The sequence below is a fragment of the uncultured Jannaschia sp. genome, assembly GCF_947494055.1.
In the GTDB taxonomy this organism is placed as follows: Bacteria; Pseudomonadota; Alphaproteobacteria; order Rhodobacterales; family Rhodobacteraceae; genus Jannaschia.
Map to the genome: position 1 here is coordinate 1 of NZ_CANLTR010000003.1, position 24658 is coordinate 24658.

The following is a 24658-nucleotide window of genomic DNA, read 5'->3' on the forward strand; positions in this document are numbered from 1 at the left end:
TCTCCCTGGCGGTTGCCGCCGCCGGTCAGGTGGTTTGACTCACCCGGAGATTACGCCGCCCTCGATTTTCCACCACCTTCGCGACACGACCGACTGGAGCGCCGGGGAGATGCTGAACTACGCAAAATGGTCGCTCATGGCGGTCGTTTTCGTGCTGACCTGGCGTGTGACCGGTCTCCGTCTCTACATGGCGCTCGCATTCTTCGTGCTGCTCGTGCTCGCGGACGACGCGCTCCAGCTGCATGAACGCGGGTCCGAAATATTGATGACCGCCTTTCCTGCCCTTCGCGCGGATAGCGGAAGCGGCACCGAGATCGTCATATGGGTCATGATCGGTCTGCTCGGGCTGTCGGCTGTCGGACTGAGCCTGGGTGGCGCCCCGCGTTCCGAACTCGCCAAGGTCCGGATGGCGGGAGTGCTTTTCGTACCGATCATCTTCTTCGGGGTCGTCGTCGACGCAGTGCATGCCATGGCGGAGGATTACGGCCAGATTCTTCTGCTTGTCGAGGATGGCGGGGAAATGCTCGCGATCTCGGTCCTGGCCGCATACGTCTACGCATCCTTCCGACCCGGGACGGACAGCGCAATTCGCTGGCCTTTCAGGAAGGCGCGCCGAGCCTGACACGGGGTCTCGTGGCCTTCGGCGGTCGCATCTCGGCCAACAGGCTTGCATCACCCGCGCCGCTGCGCTCCTATCGGTGCCACCCGCCCCCTCTACGCCGCATCGAGGGGGTTCCCCGGGCCATACGTAACGCGGCGGACCACGTGCAATGGAGATCGATTTCCGTCTGAACGGCGAGGACGTCACCGCCACGACCGACGATCCGACCGCGACCCTGCTCGACTGGCTCCGAAACGAGGCCGGTCTGCCGGGCACGAAGGAAGGCTGCAACGAGGGCGATTGCGGGGCCTGCTCGGTCATCGTGACCGGCGCGGACGGAGTGCCGCGGGCGTTCAATGCCTGCATCCTCTTCCTGCCGCAGCTTGCGGGGCGCGCCGTGCGGACGGTGGAGGGGCTGACCGGGCCGGACGGCACGATGCATCCCGTGCAGCGGGCGATGATCGACCGGCACGGCTCGCAATGCGGGTTCTGCACGCCGGGCTTCGTCACGACGATGGCGGCGGCGCATGCGCGGGGCGACACCGACCACGCCGACCAGATCGCGGGGAACCTTTGCCGCTGCACCGGCTATGCGCCAATCTTGCGCGCGGCGCGGGATATCGAGGGCGAACCGATCCCCGACCATATGCGCGACACGGCGCCCGCGCCGGCGATCCGGAGTGCACGCACGTTCCATCCGCAAAGCGCCGACGAACTGGCGGAATGGTATGTCGACCACTCCGACGCCACGCTCGTCGCCGGGGCGACCGATGTCGGCCTCTGGGTGACGAAGCAGTTTCGCGCGCTGGACGGGATCGCCTTTCTCGCCGGCTGCAACGACCTGCGGGGTGTCGCAGTGACGGACGACGCCATCGAGATCGGCGCGATGACCGACATCGAGGCGTTGCGCGCCGCGGTCGCGCCGTATCACCCGTCCTTCGGCGAGCTCCTGCGCCGCTACGGCAGCGTACAGGTTCGCAACGCCGCGACGCTCGGCGGCAACATCGCCAACGGCTCGCCCATCGGGGATTCGCCGCCGCCGCTGATCGCTCTCGGGGCGAAGCTGCACTTGCGACGGGGCGACGTGCGGCGGTCAATGCCGCTCGAAGACTTCTATCTCGATTACGGAAAGCAGGACCGCCAACCAGGCGAGTTCGTTGAGCGCGTGACGATCCCGCGGCGGGCCGACAGCCTCCTGTGCCACAAGCTGTCCAAGCGGTTCGACCAAGATATTTCCGCCGTCTGCGGCGCGTTCAACCTGCCCGAGGCGGACGGCGCACTGCGTGACGTGCGGATCGCGTTCGGCGGCATGGCGGGCATTCCGAAGCGGGCGCGTGCGGCCGAGGCGGCGCTGGAGGGGCGTGCGCGGAATGCGGAGACCCTGGCCGCCGCGGCGGAGGCGTTGGCGGAGGACTTCACGCCGCTGACGGACATGCGCGCATCGGCCGGCTACCGGTTGCAGGCGGCACAGGGGATGCTGCGGCGGCTGGCCACCGACGCGCCCTCGATCCTCACGGTGCAGGCATGAGCGTCGCAAAGCCCCTCCCGCATGAGAGTGCGCGGCTGCACGTCACCGGCACGGCGCGCTACACCGACGACATCCCGGCGCCGAAGGGCTGCCTGCATCTGGCTTTCGGGCTGGCGGAGGTCGCGCGGGGGCGGCTCGACGCGCTCGATCTCTCCGCGGTGCGCGAAGCACCCGGCGTGGTGGCGGTGCTGACGGCGGAGGATCTGGACCCGATGCCGGATTGCTCGCCCTCGAACGGCGACGAGCCGCTCCTTTGCACGGGCGAGATCCATTACGCGGGGCAGCCGCTCTATCTTGTCGTGGCCGACACGCATCTCGCGGCTCGCCGCGCCGCGCGTCTGCACGAGGCGCGCGTGACGGAGGCGCCGGCGATCCTGACCATCGAGGACGCGGTCGACGCGGAAAGCTGGTTCGACGGCGGGCCGCGCGTCTGGACGGACGGGGACGTGGCGGCGGGGCTCGCAGAGGCGCCCCACCGGCTCGAAGGACAGATCGAGATCGGCGGACAGGAGCATTTCTACCTCGAGGGTCACGCCGCGCTGGCAATCCCCTCCGAGGCGGGGGAGATGCACGTCCTGACCTCCACCCAGCATCCCACCGAGATCCAGCACAAAGTGGCGGAGGCGTTGGGCGTGCCGATGCACGCGGTCCGCTCCGAGGTGCGGCGCATGGGCGGAGCGTTCGGTGGCAAGGAGAGCCAGGGCAACGCGCTCGCCGTGGCCTGCGCCGTTGCCGCCGAGCGGACGGGCCGCGCCTGCCGGATGCGCTACGACCGCGACGACGATTTCGTGGTGACCGGCAAGCGCCACGATTTCCGCGTGGCCTATGAGGTGGGCCACGACGAGGCGGGCAGGGTGTTCGCCGTGCGGTTCCTGCACTGGACGCGCTGCGGCTGGAGCCAGGACCTGTCGCTTCCGGTCGCCGACCGGGCAATGCTGCATGCAGACAACGCCTACGATATCCCTGTCATGTCGATCGAGAGCTGGCGGCTACGCACCAACACACAGTCCGCGACCGCCTTCCGTGGGTTCGGCGGGCCGCAGGGGATGCTTGGGATCGAGCGGGTGATGGATCATGTCGCGCATGCGGTCGGGCGCGATCCGCTGGAGGTGCGGCGGGCGAACTTCTACGCGGACGCGCGGGGCGAAGGCGGCGCCTCCGGCGGGGATATTTCGGAAGCAAAGATGCCGGCGGGCGGCACGGGCCGGACGCATTACGGGCAGGCGGTCACGGATTCCTGCCTCGGCGCACTGACGGAGCAACTGGCCGAAAGCTGCGACTATGACGGTCGGCGCCGGCGGGTGGCGGGGTGGAACGCGGCGAACCCGGTTCTGAAGCGCGGGATCGCGCTGACGCCGGTAAAGTTCGGGATCAGCTTCACGCTGACGCATCTCAATCAGGCGGGGGCGCTGGTCCATGTCTATGCCGACGGCTCGATCCACCTGAATCACGGCGGGACGGAGATGGGGCAGGGGCTCCACTCGAAGGTCGCGCAGGTGGCGGCCGACCGCTTCGGTTGCGACCTGGCGCGGGTGCGGGTGACGGCGACGGATACCGGCAAGGTTCCGAATACCTCCGCCACGGCGGCCTCCTCGGGGGCGGATCTGAACGGGATGGCAGTGCGCGCCGCCTGCGACACGATCCGCGACCGGATCGCCGCGTTTCTGGCGGAAACGCATCAGGCGGAGGCGGCGTCGGTCGTCTTCGCGGAAGATGCGGTGAATGTCGGTGGCGCGACCTACCCGTTCGAAGAGGCGGCGGCGATGGCCTATGCGGGGCGTGTCTCCCTGTCCTCCACCGGCTACTACGCCACGCCCGAGATCGAGTGGGACCGGGCGGCGGGACGGGGCCGACCGTTCTACTACTTCGCCTACGGGGCGGCCTGTTCGGAGGTGGTGATCGATACGCTGACGGGCGAGAACCGGATCCTGCGGACCGACATCCTGCACGATGCCGGCGCCTCGCTGAACCCCGCGCTCGACATCGGGCAGATCGAGGGCGGGTTCGTGCAGGGGGCGGGCTGGCTCACGACGGAAGAGCTGGTGTGGGACGAAGCGGGGCGGCTCCGGACGCACGCGCCCTCGACCTACAAGATCCCCTGCGCCTCGGACGTGCCGGATGTGTTCGAGGTCGCGCTCTGGGACGCGCCGAACCGGGCGGAGACGATCTACCGCTCGAAGGCCGTGGGCGAGCCGCCCCTGATGCACGGGATCAGCGTGTTCCTCGCGCTCTCGGACGCGGTGGCGGCCTGCGGGACGGGCTACCCCGCGCTCGACGCGCCGGCGACGGCGGAGCGGGTGCTGGGCGCGGTGCGGCGGCTCGGGTGAGCTTCGACACGACGCGGCTGGGCGCGCTGATCGCGGCGCACGGGCCGGTCGTCCGCGTGCTGGTGGCCGAGGCCCGCGGCTCGGTCCCGCGTGAGGCGGGGACGGCGATGGTCGTCTGGGCGGACGGGTTCGACGGCACGATCGGCGGCGGGGCGCTGGAATGGCGGGCGCTCGGGATCGCGCGAGAGGTTCTGACCGCGGGCGGGCCGCGGGTGGCGCGGATGCCGCTCGGCCCGGCGCTCGCGCAATGCTGCGGCGGCGCGGTAACGCTGGTTTTCGAACGGCTCGACGCGCTGCCGGACTTGCCTTGGCTCAGGCGGGTGGAGGGGTCGCGTCCGGCGCCCGATCTGCGCGGCTTCGCCTTTGCCGACGGGTGGTTGCGGGAGGAGGCGGCCGCGGGCGTGCGACCCGTCTGGATCTGGGGGGCCGGCCATGTCGGCGCGGCGCTTGCCGACGTGCTGACGCCCCTGCCGGATATCGCGGTCACCTGGGTCGACGTCGCGGCGTCGCGGTTCGGCGTGGTGCCGGACGGGGTGACGCGACTGGTCGCGGCCGACATGCCGCGCGCAATGGCGCATGCGCCGGGCGACGCGCACCACCTCGTCCTGACCTACAGCCACGAGATCGACCTCGCACTCTGCCACGCGGCGCTCGGGCGGGGCTTCGCGTCCTGCGGCGTGATCGGGTCGGCCACGAAATGGGCGCGGTTCCGGTCGCGGCTCATGGCGCTCGGGCACGAAAAGCAGGCAATCGCGCGCATCCGCTGCCCGATCGGCGAGCCGTCCTTCGGCAAGCACCCCCAGGCCATTGCCGTGGGCGTGGCGGCGAGTCTACTCTCCGGGGACGCGCCCGCAGAGGCGCACGGGGGGACGCGCGCTTGACCGCACTTCTGGAACTCGAGGGGCTGACCAAGGCCTATCCCGGCGTGGTGGCCAACGACGACGTGTCCTTCGCGGTCACGCGGGGCGGGGTTCATGCGCTGCTGGGCGAGAACGGGGCGGGCAAGTCGACGCTGGTCAAGACGATCTACGGGCTGGTGAAGCCCGACCGGGGGCGGATGCGCCTCGACGGTCAGCCCTTCGCCCCGGCCGAGCCGCGCGAGGCTAGGGCCGCGGGTGTGGCGATGGTGTTCCAGCATTTCAGCCTTTTCGACGCGCTGAGCGTGGCCGAGAACGTGGCGCTCGGCATGGAGACGCCGCCGCCGATGCGCGACCTTGCCCGCCGCATCCGCGCCGTGTCGGAGGAATACGGCCTGCCGCTCGACCCGGGCCGGCTGGTGGGCGACCTGTCGGCGGGGGAACGGCAGCGGGTGGAGATCGTGCGCTGCCTGTTGCAGGAGCCGCGGCTGCTCATCATGGACGAGCCGACCAGCGTGCTGACCCCGCAGGAGGTGGAGATCCTCTTCGCGACGCTCCGGCAGCTTTCGGCGGAGGGGACGTCGATCCTCTACATCTCCCACAAGCTCGAGGAGATCCGTACGCTTTGCGACGCCGCGACGATCCTCCGGGGCGGCCGGGTGGTGGGCGGATGCGACCCGCGCGAAGCCTCGGTGGCGGAGCTGGCCGAGCGGATGGTCGGCGCGAAGCTGACCGCGCCGAAATCGGGCGGCGGGGCGCCGGGCGAAACGCTGCTCCGCGTCGAGGGGCTTTCACTACCGCCGGTGTCGCAGTTCGGCACGCCGTTGCGCGAGGTGGCGCTCGAGCTCCGTGCGGGCGAGGTGCTGGGCATCGGCGGGGTCGCGGGGAACGGGCAGGACGAGCTGCTGGCCGCGCTGTCCGGGGAACGCCTTTCGGCGGCCGGTTCGGTCACGTTCGAGGGGCATGACGTCTCACGGCTCGGGCCCGTGGCCCGGCGTCGGGCGGGTTTGCTGACTGCACCGGAGGAGCGGCTGGGCCATGCCGCGGCACCCGACATGACGCTGACCGAGAACGCGGCACTTACGGGGGGCGCGCGGAAGGGGATGCTTCGGCGCGGCTTTCTCGACTGGGGCCTCGCCCGGACCTTCGCGGACGAGGTCATCGCGCGCTTCGACGTCCGCACGCCCGGCGCCGAAGTCGCTGCCCGCAGCCTGTCCGGCGGCAACCTGCAGAAGTTCGTGATCGGGCGGGAAGTGCTGCAGGACCCGCGCGTACTGGTCGTGAACCAGCCGACCTGGGGCGTGGACGCGGCCGCGGCGAGCGCCATCCGGCAGGCGCTGCTCGACCTCGCCGCCGGGGGCGCGGGGGTGATCGTCATTTCGCAGGATCTCGACGAGCTTCTGGAGATCTCCGACCGCTTCGCCGCGCTGAACGCGGGTCGGCTCGGCACGTCCGTGCCCACGGCGGACCTGACGATGGAGCGGATCGGCCTGATGCTGGGCGGGGCGCATGACATGGAGGCGGCGCATGCGTGAAGCGTCCGTCCGCGGGGCCCCGGCGTGATCCGGCTGGAGCGTCGTCCGACGCCGTCGCGCGTCTGGGGTGCGGCCTCGCCGCTCCTCGCGGTCGCGCTGACGATGGTGTCGGGCGGGCTGATGTTCGCGGCTTTGGGTCAGGACCCCCTTGAAGCGCTCCGCACGATCTTCTGGGACCCGGTCCTCGGCGAGTTCGCGTGGTACTTCCGCGCGCAGCTTCTGGTGAAGGCCGCGCCACTCATCCTGATCGCGGCGGGGCTCGCCATCGGGTTTCGGGCGGGCATCTGGAACATCGGGGCGGAGGGGCAATACATCGTCGGCGCCATCGCGGGCGCGGCGGCCGGGCTGGCCTTTTACCCGTCCGAAAGCGCGCTGATCTTCCCGCTGATGGTGGTCTGCGGCGCGCTGGGCGGGTTCCTCTGGGCGATGATCCCGGCGGTGCTGAAGGTGACGCTCGGCACGAACGAGATCCTCGTCTCGCTGATGCTGGTCTACGTGGCCGACAACCTGCTGGCCTCCGCCGCCGTGGGCTGGCTCAGGAACCCCGACGCCGTTGGCTTCCCCGGCTCGCGCAACCTGTCGCAGTGGGAGGCGTCGGCGAACCCCGAGCTGATTGCGGGGACGGGGATGCACTGGGGCGTGGTCGCGGCCTTGATCGCGGTGATCTTCGCGCATGTGCTGATGACCCGCCACCTGATGGGCTTCCACATCCGCCTCGCCGGGCAGGCGCCCCGTGCGGCGCGTTTCGCGGGCGTGGCGCCGGCGCGGCTCGTGCTGTTTTGCCTCGGCCTGTCGGGTCTGCTCGCGGGTCTCGCCGGGCTCTTCGAGGTGACGGGGCCGGCGGGGCAGGTCAGCATCGACTTCGCCTCGGGCTACGGCTTCACCGCGATCATCGTCGCATTCCTCGGCCGGCTGAACCCGCTCGGCATCGTCGCGGCGGGGCTGCTGATGGCGGTGACCTATGTGGGTGGCGACAACGCGGCGGCCAATCTCGGCATCCCCGGCGCGGCGATCAGCGCGTTCCAGGGAATGCTGCTGTTCTTCCTGCTGGCGGTGGACGTCCTGTCGAACTTCCGGGTGCGGGTCGGACGGGGTGCCCTTGCGTGAGCCCGGATCCGACCTACCACGAGCCGCATGGACGGATGACCTGATGGACCTTTCCGCGATCTCCCCCACGCTCCTCGTCGCCTCGCTGATGGTCGCGGCGACGCCGATCCTGCTCGCCGCCCTGGGCGAGATGGTCGTCGAGAAGGCCGGCGTTCTGAACCTCGGGGTGGAGGGGATGATGATCATGGGCGCGGTGACCGGCTTCGTCGCGGCGATCGAGTCCGGCTCGCCCTGGGCAGGTTTCCTCGCCGCCGCGATCGGTGGCGCGGCGATGGCGCTCCTCTTCGGGTTCCTGACGCAAGTGCTGCTGTCGAACCAGGTCGCGACGGGACTGGCGCTCACGCTCTTCGGGCTTGGCCTCTCCGCGCTGATCGGACAGGGCTATGTCGGCATCAAGGCGAACTCGCTCGGGCGAGTCGACCTCGGCGCGCTGTCGGACCTGCCCTTCGTGGGCCGCGTGCTCTTCGGGCACGACCCCATCGTCTATCTTTCCCTCCTCCTCGTCGCGGGCGTCTGGGCGTTCCTGCGATTCACCCGTGCGGGCCTGATCCTGCGCGCCGTGGGCGAGAGCCACAACGCGGCCCACGCGCTCGGCTATCACGTCCGCCGCGTGCGGATGACGGCAATCGCTTTCGGCGGCGCCTGCGCGGGGCTGGGCGGGGCCTACCTCTCGCTCGTGCGGGTGCCGCAATGGACCGAGGGCATGACCGCCGGCGCGGGCTGGATCGCGCTCGCCATCGTCGTCTTCGCGTCGTGGCGGGCGGAGCGGGTTCTGGTCGGTGCCTATCTTTTCGGCGGCATCACGGTTCTGCAGCTCAACCTGCAGACGGCGGGCGCACGGGTCCCGGTCGAGCTGCTCTCGGCGGCGCCCTACCTTGTCACCATCCTCGTCCTCGTGCTCATATCGATCCGCGCCAGACGCGGCGGGGCCGCCCCCGCCGATCTGGCCAGACCATTCCACGCCTCCACCTGAGAGGGGCGATCCAACCGGGAGATTTCCATGACGAACAAGACATTCCTCGCCCTCGCGGCGACGCTCGGCTTGACCGGGGCGGCCTTGGCCCAGGACGATCCGATCAAGGCCGGGTTCATCTATGTCGGCCCGATCGGCGACGGCGGCTGGACCTACCAGCACGACCAGGGCCGTCTCGCCCTCGAGGAGGAATACGGCGACCGGGTCGAGACCGTGTATCAGGAATCGGTGCCCGAAGGCGCGGACGCGGAGCGGGCGATCACGCAGATGGCGCTCGGCGGGGCGGACATCATCTTCACCACCTCCTTCGGCTACATGGACGCGACCAACGCGGTCGCCGAGAAGTTCCCCGACGTGAAGTTCGAACATGCGACCGGCTTCAAGCGCGACCATCCGAATGTCTCCACCTACGATGCGCGCTTCTACGAAGGACGCGCCGTGCTGGGCACTCTGGCGGGTCACCTGACGGAGACGAACAAGATCGGCTATATCGGCTCCTTCCCGATCCCCGAGAACATTCAGGGCATCAACTCCGCCTACCTGCATGCCAAGGAGGTCAACCCGGACGTCGAGATGGTCGTGACCTGGGCCTATACCTGGTTCGACCCCGCCAAGGAGGCCGACGCCGCGCGTGCGATGATCGACCAGGGCGTGGACGTCATCCTGCAGCATACCGACTCGACCGCGCCCCAGGCCGCCGCCGAGGAGGCCAACGCGAACGGGGGCCGCGTCTTCACCTTCGGGCAGGCCTCCGACATGGCGGAGTTCAAGCCCGAGCCGCGTGTCGCCTCGATCATCGACAACTGGGCGCCCTATTACATCGAGCGCGTCGGCGCGGTCATGGACGGCACCTGGGAGCAGCAGGCGAGCTGGGGCGGCATGGCCGAGGGCGAGGTCGTGATCGGCGAGATCACCGACGCCGTGCCCGAGGAGGCGAAGGCCGCCGCCGAGGAGATGATCGCGAACATCACCGACGGCAGCTACCACCCGTTCACCGGCCCGATCAACAAGCAGGACGGCAGCGAATGGCTGGCCGAGGGCGAGGTGGCCGAGGACGGCGAGCTTGCCGGGATGGACTTCTACGTCGAGGGCATCACGGGCGACATCCCGAACTGAGCGCGCCTTACGGCGCCCGGGGCGCGGGGGCGCGCCGCGCGCCCGTCCGCGTGTAGCCGCGTGCCGCACCATCGGGACTTGGCGGACGGGGCCCGGCATGGCACGAATGGGCATGAACACAATCACCGCTCCCGACGGCTCCCCTCTTTCTCCCCTCTGCTTCGGCGCCATGCAATTCGGCGGCAATGCCGACGAGGCGGCCGCGCGCGGCATGTACGATGCCTGCCGCGCGGCCGGCGTCAATTTCTTCGACACGGCCCATGCCTATACCGAGGGCCGGTCGGAAACCCTGCTCGGCCGCTTCGCCGCCGCCGAGCGCGACGCCCTCGTGATCGCCACCAAGGCGGCCTATTCCGGCGGTGCCTCGCCCGAGAACATCCGGGCGAGCCTCGAGGACAGCCGCGCGCGCCTCGGCATGGACGTGATCGACATCCTCTACCTGCATCGCTGGGACGGCGACACGCCGCTCGAGGCGAGCTTCGAGACGCTGGCGGAGTTCCGGCATGCCGGCACGATTCGGCACGTCGCGGTCAGCAACTTCGCCGCGTGGCAGGTGACGAAGGCACAGGCGGTGGCCGCGTACTTCGACATCCGCATCGACATGATCCAGCCGATGTACAACCTCGTGAAGCGGCAGGCGGAGGTGGAGCTTCTGCCGATGGCCGCGTCCGAGGGCATCGCCGTCGTGCCCTATTCGCCGCTGGGCGGCGGGCTGCTGTCGGGCAAGTATGCGCGCGGCGAGACCGGGCGGCTGACGGTCGACGACCGCTACGCCAAGCGATACGGGCCCGAGTGGATGCACCGCGCGGCCGCGGGACTGACGGAGATCGCCGCCGAGACGGGGCACCATCCGGCGACGCTGGCCGTGGCCTGGGTCGCGGCGAACCCGGCCGTCACGGCCCCGATCGTCAGCGCGCGGGACGCCGCGCAACTGGCGCCGTCGCTCGCCGCGATGGAACTGTCCCCCGACCCGGACCTGATGGCGCGCCTGACCGCGCTCAGCCCCACCCCCGCCCCGGACCGGCTGGAAGAGGCGTGAGCGTCCGCAAGACGCGGATCGGGGCGGACCCGACGCCGCCCGTCCCGGGCGGTTGAGACGGCAAGCAACGGTGTGAGAGGGGGCGGCCGTGGATCACGACATACTGATAATCGGGGGCGGTATCGCCGGCGCGTCGGCCGGAGCGGCGCTGGCGTCGCTCGGATCGGTCGCGCTGTGGGAGGGCGAGGACGCGTTCGGCTATCACGCCACCGGCCGGTCCGCCGCCCTCTTCGAGCAGAGCTACGGTTTGCCGCCGGTCGTCGCGCTCAACCGCGCGTCACGGGCGGCGCACGAGGCGGGGGGATGGCTCGGCCCGCGCGGCTTGATGCTTGTCGGATGCGCAGGGGAGGAGGCGACGTTCGCGCGTGATCTCGACGCCATGGCGCTGCACGAGTCGGAGGTGGCGACGGCGCGGAGGACGGTGCCGATCCTGTCGGATGCGGTGACGCGCGTCGCGGTCGACGCGGACGCCTTCGACATCGACACGGACCGGATGCTGCAGAGCTACCTCGCGACGATCCGCGCCGGGGGCGAGGTCGCGACCGGACGGCGCGTGGACGGGATCGCACCCGTTCCCGGCGGCTGGTCCGTCCGCGCCGGCCCCGCGGAGGTCACTGCCCGCCATGTCGTGCTCGCGGCCGGGCCGTGGACGGACCGGATCGCGGCACTGGCCGGGCTCGACCCGCTGGGCCTGACGCCGCTCCGCCGTTCGATGGCGCGGATCGCCGCGCCGGGCGGGCACGACGTCTCCGGCTGGCCCATGCTGCTCGGCGCGGGCGAGACGTGGTACGCCAAGCCCGATGCCGGTGCGCTGATCGTGTCCCCGGCCGAGGAGGACCCGTCCGAGCCGATGGACGCCTTCGCCGACGACATGACCCTCGCCGAGGGGCTGGACCGCTACCAGAATGCGGTGACGGAACCGGTCACGCGGCCGCTCGCCACCTGGGCCGGGCTGCGGACCTTCGCGCCCGATCGGTGTCTCGTCATCGGCCCGGCCGCGCGGCCCGGGCTCTGGTGGTTCGCCGGGCAGGGCGGGTACGGCTTCCAGACGGCGCCCGCCGCGTCGGCCCTGCTCGCGGATCTAGTGGCGGGCCGTTCCCCGGCGCTCGACGCCGACCTCGTCGCGGCCCTCGATCCGGGGCGCTTCGCGTGATCCGTCGTCTGAAAACGGCGGGCATGGAAGCGAAACCGGATGCGGAAGGCCGGATGACGGCGCCGTCCGCGGAACGTAACCAGCGCCCCATCCTCGACGCGCTCCTGCCGCGGCTTCCGCAATCGGGCCACGTGCTGGAGATTGCGTCCGGCACCGGCCAGCACGTCGCTGCAATGGCGACGCACCGGCCCGATCTGATCTTCCACCCGAGCGAGCCCGACGCCGCGCGCCGCGCTTCGATCGACGCGCGTTGCCGGGGATTGTCGAACGTGCTGGAGGCGGTGGAACTCGACGCCTGCCGCACCGGCTGGGCCACGCCGGGCGCGGTGGACGCGGTCGTCATCGTCAACCTGCTGCATCTGATCTCGGACGGCGAGATGTCGGTGCTGCTCGACGAAGCGCATCGCGCGCTCTCGCCCGGCGGCATGCTGGCGATCTACGGCCCGTTCCTGCGCGACGGGCGCGCGATCAGCGCCGCCGACCGGGCCTTCGACGCCCACTTGCGTGCCCAGGACGAGGCTGTGGGTCTGAAGGACGTCGCCGTGCTGGAAACCGTGCTTCGCGTGCTCGGTCTCGACGTCGAGGTGGTGGAGATGCCGGCGGGCAACCTGATGATCTTCGGCCGCGCCGCCGCCGTGCCGGGTCTATGAACGGCTGAACGGCATCCATGATCCGGTTCCGGTATGCGGACCGGACGAGCCAGACCACAAACTGGGGCCGGGCGAGAACAGAGCGCTATCGCTTCGTCATCCGCAGCCTCACCCTGTCGCTGCGAGCCGCGTCCGGAGCGCGTCGAGTTCCCGCCGGGCCGGCGCATCCCAGGCGGCCGGTAGCGAGCGGAACAGCGTGGCCTGGCTCGCATGGATCAACCCGTCGTCGAGCACCTTGAGGTGGTTCGCCCGAAGCGTCTCGCCGGTGGAGGTGATGTCGGCGATCGCCTCTGCCGTGCCGTTCAGGACCGTCCCCTCCGTAGCGCCCTGACTGTCGACGAGGGCGTAGTCGGCCACGCCGTGCTCGCGCAGGAACTCGCGCACCTGCCGGTGGTACTTCGTCGCGATCCGGAGGCGGTGCCCGTGCGTCGCACGGAACTGCGCCGCCGCCGCGTCGAGATCGTCGAGCGTGTCCACGTCGATCCAGACCTGCGGCACGGCAAGGACGAGGTCGGCATGGCCGAACCCCATCCGCGCGATCGTTTCCACCTTCGTTTCCCAACGGACGAGCTTCTCGCGTACGAGATCGCTGCCGGTCACGCCGAGATGGATGCGTCCCGTGGCGAGTTCGCGCGGGATTTCGCCCGCGGAAAGCAGTACGAGCGTAATCTCCGCCCCCTCGACCTGGCCGGCATATTCGCGGTCGTTGCCCGTGCGGCTGAGCGTCAGGCCGTGGCGCCCGAACCAGTCGAAGGTCTTGTCCATGAGCCGCCCTTTGGACGGCACGCCGAGGCGGATCATCACGCGCCCTCCGCAAGTCCGGCCAGCAGGCCCGGCCGCACGACCCCGCCGACGGCCGGCACGCCGCGCCCGCCGCCCAGCACCGCGGTCAGCGCATCGTAGCGTCCGCCGGTGGCGAGCGGGGCCAGGTCCGGCCGCCCCGGCGCGGAGAGGGTGAAGGTGAAGCCGTCGTAATATTCCATCGCCGTCCGGTTGCGGGCCGGGGCGAAGGGCAGGGCGGCCGGGTCGTGTCCGCGCCGGGCCAGCGCATCCGCCCGCGCCTCCAGCCGGTCGGCGGCCGGGCCGAGGGTCGGCAGGTCCACCGCCATGTCGCGCAGAGGGTCGATCGCCTCCGCCATCGACCCTTCCATCGTCAGCAACGTGTCGAGCACGTCGGCCTCGCTCCGCGTCACCGGCGGCTCGACGGCGTCCTCGCGCAGCGCCCCGAGCCGCGATGCGATCTCGCCCGTCTCGCGCAGTCCGACCGCCGTACCGGCCCGCGCCACGAGCTCTTCGACCGGGACACCTTCCAGCGTTGCAAGCAACGCCGCGCGCTTCCCGGGCCGGGCCGCCTGGCCGGTGAACCGCTCCATCAGGCGGCGGAACCGGACCGGCCGCCAGATATGCCGACGCAAGGCCGCGCGTCGTCGTTCCGACGTCGTCAGCCCCTCGACGGCAGCGATCAGGATGCCCAGGTCGCCGGTCGCGGCGATCGGCTTGCAGGGGGCCAGCACCTCGTGCAGGAGCGCGAAGACCTCCGCGTCGGCATCGGCGGGGTCAGAGGCGCCGAACACCTCGTAGCCCGCCTGAAGGTATTCGCGGGGGCGGTCCGGATCGCTCTCCTGCCGCCGGAACACCTCGCCCGCATAGCAGTAGCGCGCAGGATCGGAGGCGCCCGCCATGTGCGCCTGCACCACCGGCACCGTGAAGTCGGGGCGCAGCATCATCTCCCCGGCCAGCGGGTCCTGCGTGGTGAAGGCGCGCGCGCGGATGTCCTCGCCGTAGAGGTCGAGCAGCGTACCGGCGGGCTGCAGGATCGCCGCCGCCACCGGCGCTGCGCCGGCCTCGCGGAACCGCGCGAGGATGTCGGCGGCGCGGTCGCGGTCGGCGGAGGTGATCATTTCAGCAGGCGTTGGAGATGGGTAACGAGGTCGCCCACCGGAACCTCGGTCTGGGACGGGTTCTCCTTCCATTCCTCGACCGTGGCGTCCTGGCTGAGCTTCGCGCCGAGGACGAGGTCCTTGACCTGCACCACGTCCCGCGCGGCCTCGTCGGAGCCCTGGATGATCGCGGCCGGGCTGCCCCGCCGGTCGGCGTACTTAAGCTGGTTGCCGAAGTTCTTCGGGTTGCCGAAATAGACCTCCGCCCGGATGCCCGCCCCGCGGAGCATGGCGCAAATCGACTGGTACTCGGCCATGCGGTCGCGATCCATGACGGTGACGATGACGGGGCCGGCCGCTGCGCCTCCCGTCCGTCCCTTGGCGTGCAGAGCCGCGAGGAGCCGGTCCACGCCGATCGAGACGCCGGTGGCCGGCACGGCCTGCCCGGTGAACCGGGTCACGAGGTCGTCGTAGCGCCCCCCGCCCGCGACCGAGCCGAACCGCTGCGGCCGGCCTTTCTCGTCGGCGATCTCGAAGGTGAGTTCCGCCTCGAAGACGGGCCCGGTATAGTAGCCGAGGCCGCGCACCACGGAAGGGTCGATGACGATGCGGTCGGGGCCGTAGCCCTGGAGGTCGAGGAGATCGGCCATTTCCTCCAGCTCGTCGATCCCTTGCAGGCCGACTTCAGATCTTCCCACCAACCCGCGCAGTTCGTTGAGGGTCTCGAAGTTCAGAAGCCTCTCAGGATCGTCGGATGCCATTTTTAAGAAACGCTCGTCGTCAGAGCGCCATCTTTCGCTAGCTGCCGATGATGTCCTTGCTTCAAGACGTATGCCTGCGCCTTGAGTATGCTCCCCTCTCGCGACCCGCGCCGCAGCTTTGGCCCGGGCGCCAAGAAACACGATAACGCTTTCGATCTGATCGTTTGCGAGACCGACTCCGTCAATGAATGCTCCAGACTGGTCTTTTCGGCCCTCGCCGAGCAACTCGCGCACACCGGTCTCGCCGACCTTGTCGAACTTGTCGATGGTGCGCAGAACGGCAGCCCTATGCGCTTCGTCTTCGAGGCCGATTGCCTCTAGCACCCCGTTCAGCACCTTCCTGTTGTTCACGCGCACCACATAGTCGCCTGGGTTGATCCCAACCTTCTTGAGCGTGTCGCAAAGCATCGCGCAGATCTCGGCGTCGGCAGCCACGCTCGCCGTGCCCACCGTGTCGGCATCACACTGATAGAACTGCCGGAACCGCCCCGGCCCCGGCTTCTCGTTGCGCCAGACCGGGCCCATCGCGTAGCGCCGGTAGGGGGTGGGCAGTTCGTTTCGATGCTGTGCGTAGACGCGCGCGAGCGGCGCGGTCAGGTCGTAGCGCAATGCCAGCCAGTCCGCGTCCTCCTGCCAGGCGAACACGCCCTCGTTCGGGCGATCCACGTCGGGCAGGAATTTGCCCAGCGCCTCGACCGTCTCCACTGCGGAGCTTTCGAGCGCGTCGAAGCCGTAGCGATGGTAGATCTCGGCGATCGCGTCGAGCATGGCCTTGCGCTCGACGACCTCGGCGCCGAAATAGTCGCGGAAGCCCTTGGGCGTCTCCGCCCGCGCGCGGCGGGGCTTGTCTTTCCTGGCCATGACCCGGTCCCTCGAATTCGCCCGGTCCATACGTTCCGCGCCCCGCGCGCACAACCCGGAGGCTCCTCCCCGTGACCGACCTAGAAGAGCGCATCGCCCACCTGACCCGCACGGTCGAGGATCTCTCCGACGTCGTGGCGCGTCAGGCGGGCGAGATCGCGACGCTGGAACGCCGCGTCCGACTCCTGATGGAGCGCGCGGCGGAGGCTGAGGCCGCGAGCGCCGGCACCGTGCCGCTGGCCGACCAGCGTCCGCCGCATTGGTAGGCCGCTGACCGTCGCGCCTGCCGGCTAGTTGGAGCCTCCGGCGGGGATATTTTCGAAGCAAAGACGACCTTAACGTCCTCCTAACGCCTGTCGTGGCAAATGCGCGGCGCGGTACAGGCGGGGACGCCGATGACCGCAAGCGAAGACGGCCCCGTCGCCCCTCCGCATGTCGGACCCGGTGGCGGGGCCCCATCGTCTTTGCTTTGCAAATATCCCCGCCGGAGGCGCCGCAGGTTCGACCGGACGGTCAGGTTTCGGCGACCGGGATGCGCCCGTCGAGTTCGTCCTCCACATGCGCGCGGACGATCGCATCCATGTCGGCATCCGCCTCGAAACCAAGCGACCGCGCGCGGGCGGGGTCGAAGGCTTCGGGCCAGACGGCGACGATTCGCCCGATGGTTTCGTCCGGCTCGCGCCGGATCAGGGCGGTGGCGGCAGGTCCGGCGATGCGTTCGAGCGCGGCGATCTCGTCGCCGACGGTCGCGTTCACGCCCGGCAGGTTGAGGGCTCGGGACTGGCCCATCGGCGCGGTGTCCATCTCGGCCGCGTGAAGCAGGAATCCCACGGCTGCGCGGGGCGAGGCGAACCAGTGCCGGACCGTGTCGGAGACGGGCAGCACCGCCTCCTGCCCAACGAGTGGCTCGCGCAGGATCGAGGAATAGAAGCCCGAAGCCGCGGCGTTGGGCTTGCCCGGCCGGATGCAGATCGTCGGCAGGCGCAGCGACACGCCGTCGAGCCGGCCCTTCCGCGACAGGTCGTCGATCAGCATCTCGCTCATCAGCTTCTGCGTTCCGTAGCTCGTCAGCGGCCGGGGCGGCACGTCGTCGTCGATCACCTCCGGCAGGGGCGTGCCGAAGACCGCGATGGAGGAGGTGAAGACGAAGCGCGGGCAGTAGTCCTCCTCCGCGAGGATCGCCTCGCAGAGCGCAACCGTGCCGTTCAGGTTCACGGCATAGCCTTTCGCCGTATCGGCCTCGGCCTCGCCCGAGACGATCGCGGCGAGATGGAAGACGACATCCGGCCGTGCCTCGATCAGGGCGGGTGCGGCGGCGGGGTCGGTGAGGTCCACGGCCATCGCCGCCCCGGTGACGCCGTCGGGCAGGACCGGCGGGTGGACGTCCACCAGGGTCAGGCCCGTAATCTCCTGCCCGCGCAACTTCCCCCGTGCGCACAATGCCTGGGTCAGCTTGCGGCCGATCATGCCGGCCGCGCCGGTTATGAGAATGTGCATGTGAGGCTCCCCCGGTAATCCACTTGCGACGCTAGGCCCGGATCGGCCCGGCGGGAAGCCCCGACGGCACCGGCGGCGTCAGGCGAGCCCCGCCTCGCGGAACAGCGCGGCGATGTCGGTGGCGGGGCGGGGGCCGATATGGCCGATCACCTCGCGGGCGCAGACCACGCCCATCCGCGCGGACGTCTCGAGATCGCGTCCCGTGGAGAGGCCGTACAGGAACCCCGCGGCGAACTGGTCGCCGGCGCCGGTCGCGTCCACGACCGTCGCGGACGTGACGGGGGCGGTGGCGCGGGTGTCGCCCGAGCGGATCCACACGTCCTCCCCGGATCGGGTGCAGGCGACGATCTCGCAGGCCTCGGACGCCATGCCGATGGCCCGGTCGAGGTCGTCGGTCTGGTAGAGCGTCGTCCATTCGGCCGCGTTGCCGATGGCGACGTCCATGTCCTCTGCGATCAGGCGCTGGAAATCGGCGCGGTGGCGGTCGGCGCAGAACGGGTCGGAGATGGTGATCGCCGCCTTGCCGCCCGCGTCCTTCATCTTGGCGGCGGCCTCGGCGAAGGCGGTCTTTCCCTCGTCCTTGTCGAAGAGATAGCCCTCGAGGAACAGGATGCCCGGCCCGAACACGTCGGGCACGTCGGCGCGGCCCAGATCGGCCCCGGCGCCGAGATAGGTGTTCATCGACCGCTCCCCGTCGGGCGAGACGAAGATCATCGAGCGCGAGGTGGGCAGGTCCACGTGCTGCGGCGGATGCGGGAAGGCCGTGCCCGCCCCCTCCATCGTGTTGGCGTAGAAGCGGCCGAGCGCGTCGTCCTTCACCTTGCCGATGAACGCCGTCGACAGGCCGAGCGCGCCGATCCCCGCGAGCGTGTTGGCGACCGAGCCGCCCGGCGCCTCCACCCGCTCGGACATCGACGCGTAGAGAAGCTCCGCCCGTTCGCGTTCGACGAGCTGCATGATGCCCTTCTCGATCCCCATCTGATCGAGGAACGTGTCGGTGGCGGGCGAGATCACGTCGACGATGGCGTTGCCGATGCCGATGACGTCGTAGCTCATGGGATTTGTCCTCGCGGAATGGGGGTCAGGCGGACGCCTCCGGCGTCTTGTCCTCGTAGGGACAGAGATCGCGGATCAGGCAGGCCGGGCATTTCGGTTTGCGCGCGACGCAGGTGTAGCGGCCGTGCAGGATCAGCCAGTGATGGGCGTGACGCTGGTATTCGGCCGGGACGTTGTCCTCGATGGCGCGCTCGACGGCGTCGACATCCTTGCCGGGCGCGATGCGGGTGCGGTTGCCGACGCGGAAGATGTGGGTGTCCACCGCCTGCGCCGGATGGCCCCACCACATGTTGAGCACCACGTTCGCCGTCTTGCGCCCGACGCCGGGCAGGGCCTGCAGCGCGGCGCGGCTGGAGGGAACATCGCCGCCATGCTCCTCGACGAGGATGCGGCTTAGCGCCATCACGTTCTTCGCCTTGTTGCGGTAGAGGCCGATGGTGCGGATGCGTTCGGTCAGCCCCTCGAGCCCGAGGTCGAGCATCTTCTCGGGCGTGTCGGCCACCTCGAAGAGCGCGCGGGTCGCGCGGTTCACCCCGGCATCGGTCGCCTGCGCTGAGAGAGCGACGGCGACAACGAGCGTATAGGCGTTCACGTGCTCCAGCTCACCCTTCGGTTCGGGCACCGCCGCGTGGAAGCGTGCGAAGATCGCCTTCTGTGTCGGGTAGTCGAGCGGGCGCGGCATGGCGCCCTTGTGACGCGGGCGGGGCAGGCTCGCAAGTCGGTGCCGTTGCCGCAGGTTCCGGGTCGCGCGGCGTGGGCCGGTGCCGCTATGGTCAGGCATGGACACTCGTCGCGCCGGAGGCTCCGATGTCACAGACTGCCCTGCAGATCGCGCCCGCGGCCGGGCCGTCGTCGCGCTACCACTACGCCGTCATTCGCCGCGCCATCGACCTGATCGACGCGCGTGCCGACGATCCGCCTTCGCTGGAGGACCTGGCCGCCGAGATGCGGATGAGCCCCGCGCATTTCCAGCGCACCTTCTCGGCCTGGGCCGGGGTGAGCCCCAAGCGATTCGCGCAATACCTGACGCTCGGCCACGCCAAGGCGCTTCTGCGGGAGCGGTTCACGCTTTTGGAAACGGCCGCCTCGACTGGGCTGTCGGGGACGGGACGGCTGCACGACCTGTTCCTGCGGTGGGAGGCGATGTCGCCCGGCGATTACGCGGCGGGGGGCGGCGGGCTCGTGATCCGCTACGGATGGCTCGACGGGCCCTTCGGGGAGATGCTGGCGATGGCCACGGAGCGCGGGCTCTGCGGCCTGTCCTTCTCTGCCGAGACCGGGCGCGACGCCGCGCTCGCCGACATGGCCGCGCGCTGGCCCGCGGCGCGGCTGGTGGAGGACCCGGCGGCCGTCGCGCCCTTCGCCGAGTCCCTGCGCGAGATGCGGGGCGAGGCGCGGCTCCACCTCATCGGCGGCCCGTTCCGGATCAAGGTCTGGGAGGCGCTGATGCGCATCCCATCGGGCCACGTCACCACCTACGGCGAGATCGCCGGCGCGATCGGCAATCCCGGGGCGGTCCGGGCCGTGGGCACCGCGATCGGGCGCAACCCGGTGGCCTGGCTCATCCCGTGCCACCGGGCGCTTCGGAAATCGGGCGGGCTCGGCGGCTATCACTGGGGCCTGCCGGTGAAGCGCGCGATGCTCGCCTGGGAAAGCGGGCGGGCGGAGGCGGCGCGCGCCTGACGCCCGTGTGATATTGCCTATCGGCAGCGCTCCGGTCATCTGCGGCAGAGCCCCGCCCATGCGATTCGTGACCGGGAAGGGGGCGGAACAGGCCGTCCGGGCATGCGTTGGCGTGCCGCACGACCGCTCACGAATTCATCTGGAAAGACCGACATGACACGTATCAAGACCCCCGTTCTCGCCGCCCTCGCAGGCAGCCTCGTCCTCGCGGGTTGCGTCGACGCGACCACCGGCGAGCCGAACCGCACCCGCAACGGCGCGCTGATCGGCGCGGGTGTCGGCGCCGCGGCCGGCGCGCTGGCCGGCAGCGGCAGCCGCGCCGACGAGATCGCCGGGGGCGCGCTCGCCGGCGGCCTGATCGGCGGCGCCGTCGGGTCCCGCCTCGACCGACAGGCGGCCGACCTCCGCAACCAGCTCGGCGACGACCGCATCACGATCAACAACACCGGCAACGAGCTGATCGTGACGATGCCGCAGGACATCCTGTTCGCCACCGACAGCGCGACCCTGCGGCCCGACCTGCAGAGCGACATCCGCGCGCTTGCCGGCAACCTGCTCCAGTATCCGAACACCTCGGTGCAGGTGATCGGCCATACCGACAGCGACGGCCCGGCGGCCTACAACCAAGACCTGAGCGAGCGGCGCGCGAGTTCGGTGGCGAGCGTGCTGATCTCGCAGGGCGTGCCCGCGTCGCGGATCGTTCCGATCGGCCGCGGCGAATCGCAGCCCATCGCGACGAACAACACCGCCACCGGCAAGCAGCAGAACCGTCGCGTGGAAGTCGTCATCACGCCGTATTGAGCGCGATTTCCGAATGGATCGACGCCCGTCGGAGCGATCCGGCGGGTGTTTTCATGCGACCGGCGTGCTGCCCCGTTCGAGCCAGGCGGCGAAGGCCGCCTCCGTGACCGCGCCGGCCGCAAGATCCTCCATCATCCGCACGCCCTCCATGGGGTCGGGCCGGAAGGTCAGGCCGTTGAGGCGCAGGAACGTCAGCGCGGTCACGAAGGCCGTGCGCTTGTTGCCGTCGACGAAGGCATGCGCCTTGGCGATCCCGTAGGCATAGGCGGCCGCGAGTTCGTAAAGGCCCGGCGTGCCATAGGCGGCGAGGTTCAGCGCCCGCGCCGCGCCCATTTCGAGGAGCCCCGCATCGCGCAGGCCCGGCGCGCCGCCGTGGCGGGCGATCTGCCGGTCGTGGATGATCCGGATCGCCGGGAGCGGCACCCAGACGGGTGCGGTCACGCCAGCGCGGCCAGAAGGTCGCGGTTCTCGTCCATCACCATCTCGGCCGCCGCCAGCGCCTCGGCCACCGAGGGATCGTGCGCCATGATCCGGAGCGACCCGTCGTCGCCACGCACCACGAACAGCGAATCCCCGGCCTTCGCGTCGAGCATCGCCAGCATCTCGCCGGTGAGCGTCATGACGGCGGAATTGCCGACCTTGCGGATCTTCGTCTCGATCATCGGGACCTCCGGGGTGTATCCGCTCGTATATACGGAAGCGGGCCTGCGAAGTCCAGCGGCGCGATCAGCGGGCCCGCAGGTAATCCATCACCGCGTCGCGCACGGTCTGCGCCCCGGCTTCCCGCGCGCGTCCGATGACATCGCGGACCTCGGCGAGATTGGTCCGCAACAGGATGTGCTTCACAGGCCCGATGCTCGCCGGACGCATCGAAAGAGAGCGCAGACCCATCGCCACGAAGCACAGCGCCTCGACCGGGCGCCCCGCATCCTCGCCGCAGAACGAGACCGGCGTGGCCGTCTCGGCGCAGCGCGCGACGATCTGCTCGATCAGCGACAGGAAGCTCACGTTCAGCGTGTCGTAGCGGCGGCGCACACGCTCGTTCTCCCGGTCGGCGGCGAAGAAGAACTGCTTGAGGTCGTTGCCGCCGATCGAGATGAAGTCCGCCTCCTCGAAGAAGCGACGCGGCGCGAAGGCCATCGACGGCGTCTCGAGCATCGCGCCGACGCTGATCTCCCGCGGGAGGGTATGGCCTAGCACCCGCTCCCGCGCGATCTCCCGGCTCAGATGGCCGCGCGCGTCGAGGAATTCCTGCATCTGCGCGATGAAGGGGAACATGACCTTGAGGTCGCGACCGTGAGCCGCGCGCAGCAGCGCCTGCAACTGCATCCGCATGACGCCGCGCTTGTCGAGGCCGACCCGGATCGCGCGCCAGCCGAGCGCCGGGTTCGGCTCCTCGAAGGCCTTCATGTAGGGCAGCACCTTGTCGGAGCCGATGTCGAGCGTGCGGAAGACGACGGGCTTGCCGCCGGCGGCGTCCATCACCCCCGAATAGAGCGATGCCAGCTCGCCCCGCTTCGGCACGACGTTGCGCATCAGGAATTGCAGCTCGGTGCGGAACAGCCCCACGCCCTCCGCGCCCGAACTCGGCAGCGACGGCAGGTCCGCCAGAAGCCCCGCATTCATCATCAGCTCGATGCGTTCCCCGTCGAGCGTGACGCAGTCCGTGTCGCGGATCGTGGCGTAGCGCTTCTGCGCCTGCGCCGCCATCTCCAGCTTCTCGCCGAACGCCTTGCGGACCATCTCGTCGGGGCGCAGGTGGACGATTCCCTGATCCCCGTCGACGAGGATGCGGTCCCCGGACAGCGCCTCGGTCGTGATCCCCTGCGCCTGGATCACCAGCGGGATGGCCCAGGCCCGGGCCACGATCGCCGCGTGGCTGCCGACCGATCCCTCCTCGAGCACCACGCCCTGCAGCTTGCGGCCGTATTCCAGCAACTCTCCCGGCCCGATGTTGCGCGCCACGAGGACGGCCTTGTCGGGCAGGACGCCGCGGTCGCGCCCCTGGCCGGTCAGCATCCGCAGAAGGCGGTTCGACAGGTCGTCCAGATCGGCCAGCCGGTCGCGGAGATAGGGCTCGGCCACCCGCATCCGCGCCCGCGCGGCGGTCTGCTGCTTCTCGACGGCGGCCTCGGCGGTGAGGCCGGCGTTGATATCCTCCTCCATCCGCCTGACCCAGCTGCGGGAATAGGCGAACATGCGGAACGCCTCGATCACCTCCTCCTGCGCCCGGTCGCCGCTGGCCTGGCCCAGCATCCGGTCCACGGACAGCCGCAGCTCGTCCATCGCGGCGTGGAGCCGCGCGGCCTCCGCCTCGGGGTCGTCGGTGACGGGATTGGTGATGACCACGCGCGGGTCGTGCAGGAAGACCGTGCCCTCGCAGGCACCCTCCTGACCGGTGACGCCCTTGAACATGACCTGGCTCGCGTGCCGCGGCCGGAGCGCCTCGCCCTCGCCGGTGAAGGCGCCGAGCTCGGTCATCTCGGCCAGCACCATCGCCACGACCTCGAGCGCGTAGATCTCGTCCTCGTTGAACTCGCGCGCGTCCTTCGATTGCACGACCAGCACGCCGAGCCGTTCGCCCAGCCGCTGCACCGGCACGCCGAGGAAGCTCGAGAACACCTCCTCGCCGGTTTCCGGCATGAAGCGGAAGCCCTTGGTCGAGGGGGCGTCGGCGGTGTTGAGCGGCCCCCGCGAGCGCGCCACGCGACCGACCAGCCCCTCGCCCACGCGCAGCCGGGTGACGTGCACCGCTTCCAGATTGAGCCCGCAGGTCGCGCACAGCTCCAGCGTCTGCTCGTCGCGGTGCAGGTAGACGGAGCAGACATCGGTCATCATCGACGACGCGACGAGCCGCACGATCATGTCGAGCCGCTCCTGCCCCTCGGCCGCCTCGGCCATGACGGCCTGGAGCCGCCGCAGCAGCTTGCGGCTGTCGCTGTCCTTCGGCGCTGCCATGAGCCCCCCCGTCCGCGTCCGGATCCTCCTTAGCGGAGGCGGTTCCGGTTGGGGAGGGGGCTTTGCCGCGCGGGCCGGGCGTCCGGGGCCGGTGGATACGGCCGTTCGGCCCGTCAGGGGTGGGCGATCAGGGCGGTCACGTCGCCGGTCAGCGCGGGCAGCAGCAGCATCACGCCGACGCAGAGCAGGCACCAGTAGAGCGAGAGGCGATCGAGGGACGACATGGCCGCCACAATTACGCCCGATTGCTTAAGACCCGGCTAAGGCGGCGGACG

At 70.3% G+C, this 24658-nt stretch carries 23 protein-coding genes; 14 read left to right on the forward strand and 9 right to left on the reverse strand.

Features of this window, described 5'->3' with window-relative positions; genetic code table 11:
* The 11 genes from Q1A87_RS03510 to Q1A87_RS03560 all read left to right on the forward strand — a co-directional run.
* The coding region (locus Q1A87_RS03510) for a hypothetical protein (RefSeq protein ID WP_299647121.1) at positions 1 to 622 on the forward strand (622 nt) is incomplete at its 5' end.
* Positions 623 to 770: 148 nt separating this feature from the next.
* A complete protein-coding gene (gene xdhA / locus Q1A87_RS03515) occupies positions 771 to 2129 on the forward strand; it encodes a xanthine dehydrogenase small subunit (protein ID WP_299647122.1) in 1359 nt (452 codons plus the stop codon).
* On the forward strand, positions 2126 to 4456 hold the full coding sequence (gene xdhB / locus Q1A87_RS03520; RefSeq protein ID WP_299647124.1) for a xanthine dehydrogenase molybdopterin binding subunit: 2331 nt from the start codon (positions 2126 to 2128) through the stop codon (positions 4454 to 4456). Before xdhA ends, xdhB begins: the two co-directional genes overlap by 4 nt.
* Positions 4453 to 5337 (forward strand): xanthine dehydrogenase accessory protein XdhC, encoded by an 885-nt coding sequence (gene xdhC, locus Q1A87_RS03525; RefSeq protein WP_299647126.1) that lies wholly within the window; start codon positions 4453 to 4455, stop codon positions 5335 to 5337. The genes xdhB and xdhC overlap by 4 nt, the downstream gene beginning before the upstream one ends.
* Entirely contained in the window at positions 5334 to 6848 is a 1515-nt protein-coding gene (locus tag Q1A87_RS03530) for an ABC transporter ATP-binding protein (RefSeq protein ID WP_299647128.1), read from the forward strand. Before xdhC ends, Q1A87_RS03530 begins: the two co-directional genes overlap by 4 nt.
* Before the next feature lie 24 nt (positions 6849 to 6872).
* Positions 6873 to 7955, forward strand: coding sequence for an ABC transporter permease (locus Q1A87_RS03535; protein ID WP_299647130.1), 1083 nt, complete (start codon positions 6873 to 6875; stop codon positions 7953 to 7955).
* Positions 7956 to 7998: 43 nt separating this feature from the next.
* The gene (locus tag Q1A87_RS03540) at positions 7999 to 8928 is read left to right on the forward strand and encodes an ABC transporter permease (RefSeq protein WP_299647132.1); all 930 of its coding nucleotides are present in this window, start codon (positions 7999 to 8001) and stop codon (positions 8926 to 8928) included.
* A 27-nt stretch (positions 8929 to 8955) separates the two neighbouring features.
* Positions 8956 to 10044: a BMP family ABC transporter substrate-binding protein gene (locus tag Q1A87_RS03545; RefSeq protein ID WP_299647134.1), complete on the forward strand. Its 1089-nt coding sequence runs from the start codon at positions 8956 to 8958 to the stop codon at positions 10042 to 10044.
* Positions 10045 to 10156: 112 nt separating this feature from the next.
* Entirely contained in the window at positions 10157 to 11083 is a 927-nt protein-coding gene (locus Q1A87_RS03550; protein ID WP_299647136.1) for an aldo/keto reductase, read from the forward strand.
* Positions 11084 to 11171: 88 nt separating this feature from the next.
* The gene (locus Q1A87_RS03555) at positions 11172 to 12236 is read left to right on the forward strand and encodes an FAD-dependent oxidoreductase (protein WP_299647138.1); all 1065 of its coding nucleotides are present in this window, start codon (positions 11172 to 11174) and stop codon (positions 12234 to 12236) included.
* A 53-nt stretch (positions 12237 to 12289) separates the two neighbouring features.
* Entirely contained in the window at positions 12290 to 12886 is a 597-nt protein-coding gene (locus Q1A87_RS03560; RefSeq protein WP_299647140.1) for a DUF938 domain-containing protein, read from the forward strand.
* A 108-nt stretch (positions 12887 to 12994) separates the two neighbouring features.
* Here the strand turns inward: Q1A87_RS03560 and hisG are convergent, their stop codons facing one another.
* Genes hisG through hisS form a run of 3 tightly spaced genes read right to left on the reverse strand, consistent with a single transcriptional unit; the run spans position 12995 to position 16388 of the window.
* Entirely contained in the window at positions 12995 to 13687 is a 693-nt protein-coding gene (gene hisG, locus Q1A87_RS03565) for an ATP phosphoribosyltransferase (protein ID WP_299647142.1), read from the reverse strand.
* Positions 13687 to 14787 (reverse strand): ATP phosphoribosyltransferase regulatory subunit, encoded by a 1101-nt coding sequence (locus Q1A87_RS03570; RefSeq protein ID WP_299647144.1) that lies wholly within the window; start codon positions 14785 to 14787, stop codon positions 13687 to 13689. Before Q1A87_RS03570 ends, hisG begins: the two co-directional genes overlap by 1 nt.
* The gene (hisS, locus tag Q1A87_RS03575; protein ID WP_299647146.1) at positions 14784 to 16388 is read right to left on the reverse strand and encodes a histidine--tRNA ligase; all 1605 of its coding nucleotides are present in this window, start codon (positions 16386 to 16388) and stop codon (positions 14784 to 14786) included. Before hisS ends, Q1A87_RS03570 begins: the two co-directional genes overlap by 4 nt.
* A gap of 71 nt (positions 16389 to 16459) precedes the next feature.
* Between hisS and Q1A87_RS03580 the strand changes: the two genes are divergently transcribed.
* Positions 16460 to 16654, forward strand: coding sequence for a SlyX family protein (locus Q1A87_RS03580; protein ID WP_299647148.1), 195 nt, complete (start codon positions 16460 to 16462; stop codon positions 16652 to 16654).
* A gap of 247 nt (positions 16655 to 16901) precedes the next feature.
* Here Q1A87_RS03580 and denD read toward each other — a convergent pair whose 3' ends face one another.
* The 3 genes from denD to nth form a co-directional block, all read right to left on the reverse strand.
* Positions 16902 to 17885 carry a D-erythronate dehydrogenase gene (denD, locus tag Q1A87_RS03585; RefSeq protein ID WP_299647150.1) on the reverse strand — a complete coding sequence of 328 codons (984 nt, stop codon included), beginning with the start codon at positions 17883 to 17885 and terminating at the stop codon, positions 16902 to 16904.
* A 78-nt stretch (positions 17886 to 17963) separates the two neighbouring features.
* The gene (locus tag Q1A87_RS03590; RefSeq protein ID WP_299647152.1) at positions 17964 to 18941 is read right to left on the reverse strand and encodes an adenosine kinase; all 978 of its coding nucleotides are present in this window, start codon (positions 18939 to 18941) and stop codon (positions 17964 to 17966) included.
* A gap of 25 nt (positions 18942 to 18966) precedes the next feature.
* Complete coding sequence (nth, locus tag Q1A87_RS03595) at positions 18967 to 19623, reverse strand: endonuclease III (RefSeq protein ID WP_299647641.1); 657 nt, start codon at positions 19621 to 19623, stop codon at positions 18967 to 18969.
* A gap of 125 nt (positions 19624 to 19748) precedes the next feature.
* Between nth and Q1A87_RS03600 the strand changes: the two genes are divergently transcribed.
* Positions 19749 to 20624, forward strand: coding sequence for a bifunctional helix-turn-helix domain-containing protein/methylated-DNA--[protein]-cysteine S-methyltransferase (locus Q1A87_RS03600; RefSeq protein ID WP_299647154.1), 876 nt, complete (start codon positions 19749 to 19751; stop codon positions 20622 to 20624).
* 153 nt (positions 20625 to 20777) lie between these two features.
* The gene (locus tag Q1A87_RS03605; RefSeq protein ID WP_299647156.1) at positions 20778 to 21425 is read left to right on the forward strand and encodes an OmpA family protein; all 648 of its coding nucleotides are present in this window, start codon (positions 20778 to 20780) and stop codon (positions 21423 to 21425) included.
* Between the two features lie 51 nt (positions 21426 to 21476).
* Here the strand turns inward: Q1A87_RS03605 and Q1A87_RS03610 are convergent, their stop codons facing one another.
* From Q1A87_RS03610 to ptsP, 3 genes are all read right to left on the reverse strand, one after another.
* Positions 21477 to 21866, reverse strand: a complete 390-nt coding sequence (locus tag Q1A87_RS03610) for a type II toxin-antitoxin system death-on-curing family toxin (protein WP_299647159.1) — start codon at positions 21864 to 21866, stop codon at positions 21477 to 21479.
* Positions 21863 to 22087 carry a transcriptional regulator/antitoxin MazE gene (locus tag Q1A87_RS03615; protein ID WP_299647161.1) on the reverse strand — a complete coding sequence of 75 codons (225 nt, stop codon included), beginning with the start codon at positions 22085 to 22087 and terminating at the stop codon, positions 21863 to 21865. Before Q1A87_RS03615 ends, Q1A87_RS03610 begins: the two co-directional genes overlap by 4 nt.
* A gap of 64 nt (positions 22088 to 22151) precedes the next feature.
* Positions 22152 to 24383 carry a phosphoenolpyruvate--protein phosphotransferase gene (gene ptsP / locus Q1A87_RS03620; protein WP_299647163.1) on the reverse strand — a complete coding sequence of 744 codons (2232 nt, stop codon included), beginning with the start codon at positions 24381 to 24383 and terminating at the stop codon, positions 22152 to 22154.
* Positions 24384 to 24658 lie beyond the last annotated feature (275 nt).